Source organism: Candidatus Borrelia fainii (genome assembly GCF_027925085.1).
Lineage (GTDB): Bacteria > Spirochaetota > Spirochaetia > Borreliales > Borreliaceae > Borrelia > Borrelia turicatae.
The window spans coordinates 18,022-31,545 of sequence record NZ_AP027074.1; the positions used below are offsets into that span (position 1 = coordinate 18,022).

11 protein-coding genes and 1 pseudogene are annotated in these 13,524 nt (G+C 25.3%); all 12 read right to left on the reverse strand.

Translation table 11 applies throughout. The features are described 5' to 3' along the window. Positions 1–218: 218 nt before the first annotated feature. The gene (locus QMG63_RS05595; protein WP_281862447.1) at positions 219–851 is read right to left on the reverse strand and encodes a Vsp/OspC family lipoprotein; all 633 of its coding nucleotides are present in this window, start codon (positions 849–851) and stop codon (positions 219–221) included. Positions 852–1,095: 244 nt separating this feature from the next. Further along, positions 1,096–1,587, reverse strand: coding sequence for an exonuclease VII, large subunit-containing protein (locus QMG63_RS05600; RefSeq protein WP_425592823.1), 492 nt, complete (start codon positions 1,585–1,587; stop codon positions 1,096–1,098). Between the two features lie 254 nt (positions 1,588–1,841). Then, positions 1,842–2,342 (reverse strand): annotated as a pseudogene (thyX, locus tag QMG63_RS05605) (FAD-dependent thymidylate synthase); the annotation flags it as partial. 216 nt (positions 2,343–2,558) lie between these two features. Then, on the reverse strand, positions 2,559–3,464 hold the full coding sequence (locus tag QMG63_RS05610) for a P12 family lipoprotein (RefSeq protein WP_281862451.1): 906 nt from the start codon (positions 3,462–3,464) through the stop codon (positions 2,559–2,561). A gap of 453 nt (positions 3,465–3,917) precedes the next feature. Next, positions 3,918–4,682, reverse strand: a complete 765-nt coding sequence (locus QMG63_RS05615) for a hypothetical protein (protein ID WP_281862453.1) — start codon at positions 4,680–4,682, stop codon at positions 3,918–3,920. Between the two features lie 310 nt (positions 4,683–4,992). Next, the gene (locus tag QMG63_RS05620) at positions 4,993–5,262 is read right to left on the reverse strand and encodes a hypothetical protein (RefSeq protein WP_281862455.1); all 270 of its coding nucleotides are present in this window, start codon (positions 5,260–5,262) and stop codon (positions 4,993–4,995) included. 1,002 nt (positions 5,263–6,264) lie between these two features. Then, the gene (locus QMG63_RS05625; protein ID WP_281862457.1) at positions 6,265–7,131 is read right to left on the reverse strand and encodes a hypothetical protein; all 867 of its coding nucleotides are present in this window, start codon (positions 7,129–7,131) and stop codon (positions 6,265–6,267) included. Between the two features lie 262 nt (positions 7,132–7,393). Beyond that, the gene (locus tag QMG63_RS05630; protein WP_281862458.1) at positions 7,394–8,014 is read right to left on the reverse strand and encodes a nicotinamidase; all 621 of its coding nucleotides are present in this window, start codon (positions 8,012–8,014) and stop codon (positions 7,394–7,396) included. A gap of 1,374 nt (positions 8,015–9,388) precedes the next feature. Then, on the reverse strand, positions 9,389–9,961 hold the full coding sequence (locus QMG63_RS05635; RefSeq protein ID WP_281862460.1) for a DUF226 domain-containing protein: 573 nt from the start codon (positions 9,959–9,961) through the stop codon (positions 9,389–9,391). A gap of 29 nt (positions 9,962–9,990) precedes the next feature. Further along, positions 9,991–10,761, reverse strand: coding sequence for a plasmid maintenance protein (locus tag QMG63_RS05640; protein ID WP_281862461.1), 771 nt, complete (start codon positions 10,759–10,761; stop codon positions 9,991–9,993). A 145-nt stretch (positions 10,762–10,906) separates the two neighbouring features. Next, on the reverse strand, positions 10,907–11,473 hold the full coding sequence (locus QMG63_RS05645; protein WP_281862463.1) for a chromosome replication/partitioning protein: 567 nt from the start codon (positions 11,471–11,473) through the stop codon (positions 10,907–10,909). Further along, positions 11,466–12,230: a ParA family protein gene (locus QMG63_RS05650; protein WP_281862464.1), complete on the reverse strand. Its 765-nt coding sequence runs from the start codon at positions 12,228–12,230 to the stop codon at positions 11,466–11,468. Before QMG63_RS05650 ends, QMG63_RS05645 begins: the two co-directional genes overlap by 8 nt. Between the last annotated feature and the right edge of the window lie 1,294 nt (positions 12,231–13,524).

The window sequence follows — 13,524 nt, forward strand, 5'->3', positions numbered from 1 at the left end:
AAAATAAAAGCACAAAAAGAACCTCTTAAAATACTACTACAATCAGTGTAATTTGTAATTGTTTAAAAGAGAACATAAGAATCTTACAAAGATACAATTAAAAATCAAAAGCTAAGAGGAATACCGCTCCTAGCTTTCTTTTTATTGACTTTATTTTTCAGTTATTTACTTTTAATAAAAAAACTAATCTTATAATAATTAATTAAATTATTCATTTTCTAGTTAGTTTTTTCTGCCTTAGGAGTTGTAAGCTCTGCAATTGCAGATTTTACTGCACCCTTAGCAGCTTCTACCAAAGCATCAATTGCTGTATTAAGCTCACCAAGATCAGAAGCTCCTTTATCTCCAGAAGGCTTAGTTTTTTTATCAATAGCTTCTTGTGCATGTGGATCAGTAACCTCATCTATACCAAGGGAAGCATTTGCTCCCTTTAAAGTAGTCAAAAATTTTGTACTTGAAGATTTAGCAGCAGTAACTTGCGTCTTCATCCCAGCCAATTGACCAATAGCTTTTTTTTCTAATGCTTCCAAGCTAGTCTCTACTGCGGCTACTACATTATATGCTCCTGCCACCAAAGAAGCATTCTTACTAGCTACAGTACCAGTAGCACCAGCAGCCTGAATTTTCTTACCAATAGCTTTAGCAAGTTCGTCTACGGACTTAACTAAGGTATGAACTTCTTTTACACTTTCTGCAAAAGCAACAGCATTTTCTATGTCTGTACTTACTTCTTTCAAATTAATTACTGACCCATTAGATGTTGTTGCCATCCCTTCTTTAACTCCTCCATTATTACATCCTATAAATAAAAATAAAGTCATTAATAACGCACTTAAAGTAATTCTTTTCATTATTACGTGCCTCCTTATTAACTTAAAGGGGGCAAGATGGCTAACAACCTTTGATAAGTATAAAAATAAAAGCTTAAGAACATAGATACTGTAATATTTGCAAAGACTAAAAACAATGGAAACAACTAGTATGTATGAATTGTTGTCAACAAGAATTTAAATGATTTAAATGATTTTTGTAAAAAAAATGACTAAAAGAAATAATTGACAGAAGGTCAATTAAATAAGGAGTAATTAAATAAATTTACTTTACTAATAATGACATTAATGCTAAAAATATTCCTATATTAAGTGTAATAAGGGTTCCAAACATCCAACCATGAAGTCTTAATGTAGTCTTAAGTTCCATTTTATTAACATCAATTTTATTATCAAGTTCATTGAATTTAGTATCTATTTTGGAATTAAGATTATTCTCAACAGTATCAATTTTATTATCCAAGTCTTTAATGTCAGATTTTAATTCACTTCTGACTGTATCAATCTTATTATCAAGTTCATTAAATTTAGTATCCATTTTGGAATTAAGATTATTCTCAACAGTATCAATTTTATTATTCAGGTCTTTAATGTCAGATTTTAATTCATTTCTGACTATATCAATTTTATTATCAAGTTCATTAAATTTAGTATCTATTTTGGAATTAAGATTATTCTCAACAGTATCAATTTTATTATTCAGGTCTTTAATGTCAGATTTTAATTCACTTCTAACAGTATCAATCTTATTATCCAAGTCTTTAATATCAAATTGTAATGTTGCTTCTAACTTTTCAAGCTTAAGGTTAAAAGTAGTCTTTTAAATATTCAATATCTTTATAAGTAAGCTCATTTTTATAATATCTGTAAGCAAACTAAATAGCAATATCTCTATTAATACCAGCGCTAGTTAAGTTCAGCTATAACCATTTGTTGAGTAATTACTGGTTGTGCAAGTCCCATAAATACTCCTTATGTAATTATTATATAATATGTTAAGTGTTATAGGAATCTTAACTTTATAAAATGAAAAAGATTTTTTAAATCAATCTGCCAATACCATTTAGTATATAAACTTAAAGGTAAAACTATTCTAGATATTTCCTTTAAAACATTGCAATTTATCATATCTTGATATAGCTTGTAACAATATGTTTGACTTTTTTCTAAATCAAGTAATATATCTTTAGTAAATTGAGGAGATTCCATTTTTTCATTCACACATTGATTACTATCAAGCTCTTGAATTTGTATATCTTCTGGAAGATAAAATTCTCCTCTCATTAAACTATAAGAACCAGATACTTCATTAATCCTAGCTGTTCTATGTCTCATCCATTGTCTTGCAATAAATAAGGGGGCCTTAACATAAAAGGTAAAGACAACTTGTTCAAATGGACTTGTATGTTCATTTCGTATTAAATAATCAATAAGTTCATTATTGTCCCTTTTAAAGCTTTCACTGCGATATGAAATTCTTGCAGCCTGAACGATCCTATCATCACTACCCATATAATCAATAATCTTTATAAAGCCCTTATTTAAAAACTCTATAACCCTTATTTAATAAATCTTCTCTTTTCATATTAGTAACAACTTCCAAAGATAATTATTTTTAGAAACTTATCTAAATAAAATTTAAGAGAGCTCCACTTAAAAGAAGACTCTCCTTTTTAAACATTAGGTATTAAAGGGTATCTTAAAGTACCTTTACCTGATCTTTTACTATTAAAGACTCTCTAAATAAGACTTAGCATCTTGGATAAGATTTTCTATATCTTTCTTTCGTCCCATTGCTTCACCTATCTTAGAAGAAGAAGATTCTAATTGAGTTAAAGCATTTTCCGCTTCTCTTCGTGCAATTTCAGATAATTGCGCTGGTACATAAGATAATCTATGTCTCCAATTTTTTGAATTTTCTAATCTTTTGATAATAGATTCCTTTAAAGTTTCTTGTGCTTTCTTAAAAAAGAATTCTGCAGACCCTATACCTTGTATTGCAATATCAATTTCATTTATAAGCCTCTCAAAATTAGAATATTCTTCCTTTAACCAACTGTACCAACGATTTATATTCTTTATCTCCATTCTATTTTTCCCAAATTTATCCCCTCCTAGACTCAACCCTTTGAAACCTCTTTTCTCTTGGAGTTTTGAGAGTATACTATACAAATCGTTTCTTAATCGCTCATATTCATCTTTAAGCTCACGTGCATTTTCAATTAATTTAGCAAATCCATAGTCTTTAATAACACTTTCTATATCTTTAATTGCCTTGTATGCGTCTGTTTCTTTCTTATTAACTGGAACTAAATCTTCTTCTTTTATCTTTATTTTTTCTTGATGAGGATAGTATGAGGGATTTAAAATCACTGGGCTCTCTTTATTTATATTATTAACAGGCGCTAAAGGCAAGTCCTGAACCAATTGATGTTTTACTCCTTCTTCCACTTCACCTTCTTGTACCTTTACACCTTCTTGCTTGCCATCCTTAGGATTTAAATCTTCTACCTTTTTGCTTTCTTTTAAATATTTTTCTCTTGATTTGAGCATCATTTCATTAAGGATATCTATATCACATGACAGTAAACTTAAAAATATTAAAATACATAATGCCAAAATACTCTTATTCATAAATCCCTCCTAAGTTATAAAATTACTTGACCATCGAACAACAATAATTACTAAGAAATATACACCATTTATCTCAAATATCAAAATAAATTTCTAAAAATAATAAAATAATGTTAATGTCAAAATTGCAAAAAAAATTTTGCAATCACTGCCATTTTAAAAAGACATATACACTCACAAACTAAAAGTAATAAGATAAATATCTTAATAATACCTATAATATCTCCGAAAAAAAGACGTTGGATAATTATCCAGGATATGATTCTGCATTTCCTACCCTTTTATAATTCTTTAATATCAAAACTATTACAATATCATATATTTATCACCCATTTTTTAATAATTAGGTTTACTGATTTACTAATAAGATTTACTAATAAAATTTAATTCTTACACACCTAACAATAAAATAACAAACTTAAAACACATTATGTATTCAAAAAAGGAAAGTTACTATAACTTCCCTTTTTTAACCTTTTTAAGTATTTCTTCTAAAACACTTAAAAGACTTCCTATATTACCTTTAATTTTAAAATGAAAATCACTGTTATTTTGTCCTTCACAATTAAGAAATTTATTCTCAATATCTATATATTTATTATATGTCTTAGAAAATAAACGATATTTACTATTCTGCAAATCTTTATTGGCAAGATTTAAAGTCAAATTTACATTATTTTTTTTATTTTTTATAATATCCATGTAATTAATCAATTCATTATAATCAAAAACAATACATTGACTGCCAAGCAAATTCCTATTTGACATTGATGATAATCTATCAAGCCCAGAATCAAAAACAAATTTGACACCTAAAGAATCAAGCTTTTTATTCTTTAAATGCTCATTAAGCCCTTTTATAGTCTTAATACCCAATTTCCCTAAATAAACTGAATCTACCAATAAACCAACTTTGCCAAAAGAGAAACTATTAGTTTTGTCTGAACTACTCTCATAAACACTTTTTCTTGTTGAAATATAATGACTGCCCAATGCTTGATGGTCAGTCCGTGATGTAAATTCAGACTTAGTATCTACAAATTCAAACTTTAAATTAAGATCTATAGGAAATTCTTCAACATAGTAATATCTATGACTATCAAAAATAACCTCATCATAATCCTTCATAAGACCAGACAATGGCTTATTAAACACACCATGACTACAACTAAATACTATAAATAACAAGGTCAAAACAATATTTTTAACAATTCTCACTCTAATATCCTATATATAATATCCTATATAAATTAAAAATTAACCTATACCAATAATACTAGTACATATTAATAAAAAAACACCCCCTCCCCTCAAATTTGACCATAAATTCTCTCCTATCTACCTCTATTGTATTAATATCTGTAATATTCACCAAATGAGCCTTACAGAAAGGCTAAGCTACTCGTTAACATTTCCTATATCAATTCATATTAAAATCATTAAGACATTGAAAATCTCAGTCCATAGAAAAAGGCAAATTATGAAAAGTTTAAAAGATAAATGGACTACTTAAGATTAGGTCATATCTTTACTTGTTCTTATTATTATTAAGTCTTTTTTCAAAAAGCAAACTTAAAGCTTTAGATCTTACTTGAATTTTTTGATTTTTAAGCTGAGTTTCCTTTTCTATATGAATCATCCAATCATCAAGACCTTTATCTGCTCCATACTGCTTTTGGAAATCTTTAAACTCTCTATCCAACTGTGCAGTAGTGTAATCAACTTGGGCCATAAAATCTTCAATATCCATTTGTTCAGATTTTAAGCTTTTCCTCTTAGGGAAATTAATTACTTTCATACAACAATCCTTAAACAAGTAAGAATAAAATAAATATTTTCATAATAATAAATTAAAAATACTTATATAGTATATACTATATATTAATCCAAAAAACATAATTTCGTAAACTATACTTGTATTGAAATAAAAAATCTTAAAATACCTACCTTGATATTTCAAATATCTTTTTCATGAATACTATTATGGTATATCTGGATCCACCAATTTCACTACTTGCAGAAACCCAATTTACAATTGAGATAATGTTAATATAACAGCTTTGATGATTTAAATAATCGTATATTTTTGCATAATTTTATGCGTAACATGTTCTTAAAAAGAATAAAATAGGATTATTTTCAATTTGCATATATTATAAAAAAAACTTTTAAGTTCCTTATTTCATGCCTAAAATACTAATTCCAGATTTATATTTATTCACTGCCAATAAATATTGTAAATATACTCTTAGAAGAATAACAATCGCTGAACTTTGTACGTTTATATTCCTTAAATAACAAATCAATATAAAAATACAGAAGCAATTCAATAATTCAAACCAATTATATATGGTGAATATGTTTGTATTCATCATACCTATTTAAAACATCAAATGCTATAATTTAAATAGCAATGGCAGCAATGACCTAAGTTAGGCCCTATGCTATAAGGAAATTGATGTTTAAATATTAACATTATTTTAATAATGATGCTTATTACAAGAACAATTTAACTAATTAAATATTAATTTTTAAGCTAAAAATTATAGAATGAATTTTTTATACCCATAAATTCTACTCAAACACCAATGCCTTAAGAACAAATCAAATTTCCTAAAATAATCATTAAAGATTCAAATCTTGAAGCCAAAAATAAAATTATATGCACTAATCAAAGCATAATAATAAATAAAAATTGGTTATTTTAAATTTCAAAAAAATTAAATATCCTACAAAAAAACAAAATTATATCTAAATAACCTAATAATAGTCCCGGATTGTACAAAGTTTGTATATAAATTTAATCTTCGCTTATAAGAGAAGATTCAGCAAATTTATAATCAAACGAAGGTGATAAAATTTCAATAGAATTGATATTATCTACACTAGATTTTATATCATCATCATTGAAATAAGCATTTATCACAGATAAATAATCATCTAATGAAAGTTCAATTTTTTCCTTTAAATCATTTTTTACTTCTGTATATTCTACTTTTAACTTATCATTCATCTTAAATGCAAGTTTTCCGCTATCTAAATTCTCAAAATCTAAAATAAGCTTATTAGTAGATTCAAGTTCCCTTATACTGTTTAAATTTCTACTGATTATATCAAGCATGTTTTTGATTTCATCTTCATCTAAGACTAAAATTCTATTTAATTTATCAACTTTACTAGCCAAAGCTTTTTCCAAAAATTCTAATGCTTCTTTTTGTACTTCATTTAGGTTGCTTTCTAATCTTTTTTTACAACTTTCTAATGAATCTTGTTCCAAAATTATTTTTGATACTATATCATTTTTCTTAAAATCCTCATTTACAATTACTCGTTCACTTATACAGTTTATATCACTTTGTACAGGGGATAATGAACTATCCTGTAACAGATAACTATTTAACCTTTCCACTTCCAAAATATCTGATTTTTCAACTTTTTGATCATCCATATAATCATTTAAAACTCCTTTTTTAATTGATCCTTGATTATTATTGTCTATGTTGGTTTGATTAACATTATTTTTTTCTATTTGTTTCTTAATATCTTTAGAATGTTGCCAAATAGATTTGTCCACATGGGGTTCATTCTGCTCAAAATCATTGCTGTCCAAAAGCAGATCAAAACCATTTTCGTAAAATCGGATATTTACATTATCTTTTTTATCCACACTACAATTATTTAAGGTGATAACTAAACAAATAAAAAGACCCGAGAGATTTATCTTAACACTCATAAATAACAATTTTTCATTGTACTACAAAATTATAAATTTTAAAACTTTCATTCTTAATAACTTAAGTTACCCTCAGTATATAATACTATACACATATGCATATAAAATCCTTTAAGAAACATTCGTGATTGAATTTATGATATCAACAAAACAGATAGAACTTAAATATATAGACTTTAACTTCTTGGCGCTACAGTCAACTAAAATTATTAAAAATATCTCTTGCCAAACAGGTTAATATACCAAAATTTTCAAGCTCCATGATTATTAGTTCAGGAAAAGAAGAAATACTTCTTGTAGCATCGGTTATTAAATAAGACTGAAATCCCAAATTATAGGCATCAATTATTGTTTCCTTTACACAAAAGTCTAACGCTAAGCCTACTATAAACACTGTATCAATTCCATTGAATTGAAGATAATCCAAAAGACCTGTTGGTTTTCTCTTGCCAGAATCATCATAAAATCCACTATAACTGTCATAATTTTCATCCTGTCCCTTTAGAAAAACAGCCTTTACTTTATCAATATTTAAGTCTTTTGGAAATTCTGCTCCCCATGTGTTTTTTACACAATGCTTAGGCCAACCTTTATAATTAGCATCACTTAAAAAACTTACATGATTTTCACAATGCCAATCCTTAGTTGCAACAATGTGCTCAAAGCAATTCTGAAGTTGGTTTACCAAGGGGATAATATCATTACCTTGAGAAACAGAAAGAGTCCCTGATTCCAAAAAATCGTTTTGGATATCTACTAAAATTAATGCTGCTTTCTTTAAATTCAAACTAAAAGGGGTTTTTCTTATTAAACTCATTATAATCTTTCCTCACAGTACTAAAATTGTTATTTTAAAATACTGTCACTTATATTTGATGTAATACAAAACTGCAATTTTAACATAAGAACAAAAAATTAAAACACTTAAATTCTGTATTCTATAAGTTATTATAGGATAATAATCTGTTTTAAAATACAGAAATACCTTTAATATTACAATTAATAATCTCAAATTTATTAATTTAACTTCTTTAAGAATGTTCACTAAATTAAGGTTATATATAGCTAATTGTTAAATACATAATAAGAATAAAATTAAAATAATAAGACATGTAAAATGTTTTTTCATTGTTTTTAAATCTAAACAAGTTAAGGGTTAAATACTTTAGAAGATTTTCGGGAATTAATATAATAATTTCCACTATAATATAACATTCTAGAACTTTTAACTTGGGATATTAAATGGTCTTTCTTATTTTATAGCCAAACTCGCTCTTAAGGTTTTCTTGTGCTTTATAAACTTTGTAAACAAACGTTATTCTATAATTTTCATAGAACTAATTTTATGTTTAATTAAATAAGTAAAAACTTCAAAAATAAACATCCTAGTTTTGTAAAACACTATATCGAATTTATAAAATTATGATATAAAGTCTGAATATAGAGGAAAATTTATCTTTAATAATGGTCAATAATCTTAACTATATCTTTGTTTACTTTTACTTAAATAATAGTTAAGTCTGTTTTTTTAAAGATTTTGTATTATTTAAGGTAAATGAACCCCATTGTATGAGGTTCATTTATTTTCTTTTAATTCATAAATATCTAAAGTTCATCTGTATTTTTTTGGGATATTATTAATTTTTCCCCTTTTCCGTTTGGGAAAGTTATTTTTTTATTAAATTACTTGCTTTGTTGATTATGGTAGTGATTCATTTTCAATATAATTTATATAAATAAATCTTATTGGTCAAACTTTAGATATATTAAACCTGAAAATCGAACATTTAATTTTGACTTTTTTAAGATATGATGGTTGTTTAGTAATAAAAAATTAAAGATTTTATTAGGAACTTTAAAATTAAAATTTCTAACAAAACCTTTAATTGGTTTTATAATTTCTTTTTCTGAAAGAGTGATACGTAAGTGTATCAAACCTTAAATAAACTATACAACAATTTTGTTGATTTTCAAATATTTATGTTTGAAATGAAAGAAATTTTTTACTAATTTTGTATTTTCTAAATTACCCTGTGTCTTTTTAAGATATTTGTTAAAATGAATTTTAAGACTTGTTTTTGCATTTGTACAATTTGGTAAAATACTGGTTTTTTGAGGTATTAGAAGGGAAAATAATGGTTAAAACTTTTCTTTTTATATCTTTCTTAGTTAATATTATAGATATTGGGTATTATTTTTGTTTTTCTTTTATCCATTTGGTTATTATTCCTTCGGATAAATTTTTGTTGTAGAAAGCATATACTTGTTTTTCGATTTCTAGAGTAATATTTAATAGTTTTTTATAATATTTAGTATTTATTTTATCTTTTCTTAGCAAAGAATAAAAGTTCGTAAGATAACATATAATGGAACCTGTTTTAAATCTAAATTCCATGCAAACGCACCATCTTATGGTATAAGACTCATTTTTTTCTGTATTTGTGATGATTAAAGGTTTCTGTATTTTTTTGATAGAGTAACGAATTCCTAAAAAATTGTCTTCTCCTTTGACACTGAATAAATGGAATGTGTATATTTTTTTTTCTTTGTTGGGATTTGAGTATTTTTTAAGGGCTATTAAGAACTTTTGTTTTTGTTTTCTGTTGACACCAAATGTATAAAAATCATTAAATAATTTTGTATGATATATTTTTTTTTCTTTTATTTTCTCTATTTCATTGAAAATATTCTTGATGTTTGTTTGGGGTGTGTTTAATTTTAAAGTTTTTGCTTTTGTTTTCAGCTTCTTGAATAAGTCATTCATTTTTATTCCTTATGTTTAGAGTAATTGGTTCAATATTTGCCTAGTATTTTTAGGAGATCATAGTAGTATTGATTATTAATTATCTTATCATAATTTAGATTGTTCGTTTTATCTAGATAGCGTTTTAGTATTGGTACTAAGGTTTTGATATCCGTTTTTTGTTTTAGTTGTTCAAGTAATATGCTGAATATATTGTTCCTAGTGTTGTCTTTAGTGTTTTTGTTGACTTTTCTTATTGATTTTGTTGCTTTGTTTTGATCCTGGTATCTTTTGTTTTTACTTACGGTATTGGTTTTGTGGTTATAATTTTTGTGTATTTTATTTAGTTTTTCTTTTGGTTTTGTATTATATATATTATTATTATATATATTATTAATACACTCCCATTTTTCTTCATTGATATTTTTTGAACACAGATATTTATGAACCCTTTCATTAAATTTTTTTTCTCTTTTTATTTTAAAGTATGAGTTTATTTTATGATAACATTTATTTTTGGGATATTTGAGTTGATAATAAATTTCTGTTCCATAGTTCTTTCCTAAGTGTTTATAGTAGTTAATAGTTATTTGTAATTCTTTTTCTAATTTGTATAAGTAGCTTTGTAGTGTTTTAATCTTTATAATTTTTTGTCCATTTCTTTTCAAATTATTATTAAAGTAGTAAAGTATATTGCTTTGGGTATATTTGTTTAAATTTAAGTTCATATAATTTAGTGTTGATATTAGTACTATCAACTTATGTTGATGTTTATTAAATTTTTTTTGTTCTTTGTTATGAGATTTTTTTAAGATTTCCAACTGATTTACCCCTTCAAAAAAAGCTGTGAATACATTGTATATGAAAAATTATATTTTGTCAATAGTATGTTTTTTTGCTTAATAAATTTTGCATGGAGAGTCAGTATTTGTTTAAAATAATAACTAAACTATTGAATTTTCATGTTTATTTTTTAGATTTTGCCAGACTTTTTTCAAAGTCTTTTTTTGTTTTTTTTATGTATTCTTTGTCTTGAATAAAGATCTTTTCCATAAGAAAACAGGTAAATTGTTGGTTTGTTTTGTAAAAGTTGTATGCATCTTGGTTTTTAAGTTGCAGTTTAATTGATTTGATTAGATTCGATGTCTTTTGTTTTTTTTGAGTTTCTTTAGTTGATAGAAAAAAATATGTGTTCATTATTCCTTTTTTAATTATGGATTCTTCGTTGATTAAGTTGTTCTTGAGTCCTTCTGCAATAGCTAGGTATGCATAAACTTGGGTTCTGGCTAGATTATAATTTTTGATAAATGTGCTAAAATTTTTATAACCGTCTAATTTGAATAGTTTTTTATCATTAATTTCTTTTAATATTTTCATGGTTTCTATTTTGTTGTAAATATCTTCTTGTAGGTTTATTTTAAGTTTTGCTTTTAATTTTTCGTAAGTTTGCATATTTATATCATTAATATTTTTTTGGAGAGAGTTATTTTTTTCAATAATCCTTTTATTTAGTTTAAATTTATTCTTATTCATATGATCTTCCTGAAATTTGTTCGGCACCGAACAAATTTTTTAATGCTTTTTTGTAGTCTGATGTGTAGTCTTCGTTTAAAGAAAAGCCAATATTTTGAGCAATTCTTTTATTTAAATCTTCTCTCTCTCTTATAGAGCCAATAAAATTAGAATTTTGTTTTAGAATATTTAAGTAAAATTTATTTGAATTATTATTTTTAAATCTGGTGTTTAATATATATATGGGTAAATTTAGGTCCAATTGTTTAACTTTAAAGGTAAGTGCTTCTAGGCTTTCTATGGACCATTTTTCAGCGGGAATTGGAGATATAACAAAGTTAGAAACAACAAGAGCATTAATTAGTGTAAAATCTAGACTTGGATTAGTATCAATTATTATGTAATCATAAGTATTTTTAATAAAATAAAGTGCTTTTTTTAGTCTGGTTTCTTTGAATGGTAAATTGTCGTTATTAAAAAAGTGTAAATTTAAGTAACTAGGGATAAAATCTAAATTTTGATTTATAGTACAAATACTATTATTAATATCCAGATTTTTTCTTAAGGTTTCATATATATTTGTATTTTCTACATTGATTCGTGCTTTTTCAAGATATTCATTAAAGTAACTTGTAAGACTTGCTTGAGCGTCCATATCAATTAGTAAGACGCTAAATTTTTTGGAGATAATAGTAGAGAAAAGAATGGCAGAAGTACTCTTTCCTACTCCTCCTTTAATTGATGCTATGGTTATTATTTTTGTTCTTTTTTTATCCATTTGGTTAATCATTCCTCTGCATAAATTTTATTGTAAAACATATGTTTGTCTTGTATTTTCTATAGTAATATCTAATAATTTTTTAATATTCCATATTTATTTTATCTTTTCTTATCAAAGAATAAAAGTTTTGTAAGGGATTATATAATAAAAATCCGTTTTATGTTTAAATTTTATACGAATATATTATATAGTATAATACTCATTTTTTTCTATATTTGTAATGATTAAGGGCTTCTGTTTTTTTTTGATAGGATAACGAATTTTTGGAAAATTGTCTTATCTTTTATGCTGAATGAATATATATGTTTATTGAGATTTTAATGTTTTTTGAGGGTTTTTAAGAATTTATATTTATATTTTTGTTTTCTTTGATACAATTGTCTTTGCTATTATAGGCAACTTATTAATTGATTTTTTAGTCTCTTTAGTATTCGTAGTTTTTAGATTGCCAGCATTCTTTTTTAGTACTATGTCGATTATTGTTTTATTCTTTTAATAAGTGAGTTGACACTTGTAACATTTGCGGGTAAAATATCACTCTTTAACAGCATTTCTAATAGCCATTTCTTCGGTATCATTTTTTGTCACTGTAATATTTATCGTCATAAATACTACAGTGAAATTCTGATTATCTTAAATTTTTATTAATGGAGTGTGGTTTAGTAAGTAAAGAGAATGTAGGGAGTTTTTAAACTTTGTTTCTAAACTCAATAGTTAATTTAGGAAAGAGGTTTTTTCAGTTTTGTGTCATTTGAAGAAATGGTGTTGGATATGTTTTGTGTTTGAGACCAAGATTAAAAAGAGTGATGTAGTAAGAGTATTTTACTGATATTGAAAGTACTATGAAAACAGTTAAAGAGAAATTGAATTGTAACAGGTACTAAAAAAAAGAACTTGTTAATTTTTTAGTGTAAAAAACCTTTTGTTTTTTTGATTTGTTAAGGATGTTGCCTTGATGGGCATTATCAGAAAGAAATTTTTAACAGCTTCTTTGTTGGTATATAATAAAAAATAACTTTTATCAAGTTAATCAACGAATTTATCTTTAGTTTTACAATTAAATATTAAATCACAACTAATAAAACTTAAGAGCAATCTTAATATTAAACATTTGTTTTGTTTTTTTGTATCAATTTCTTTTTTATCTTGATTATAAAGAGTACTACTAACAATAGTACAAAATTAGCTATAATTATTTTATTTTAGACGAAAAAGCCTTAAAGTGATGAAAACATACAAACGTATATTTTATTCTTTGAAGGGAAAGATTTATACTAATGCAAGCTAAATA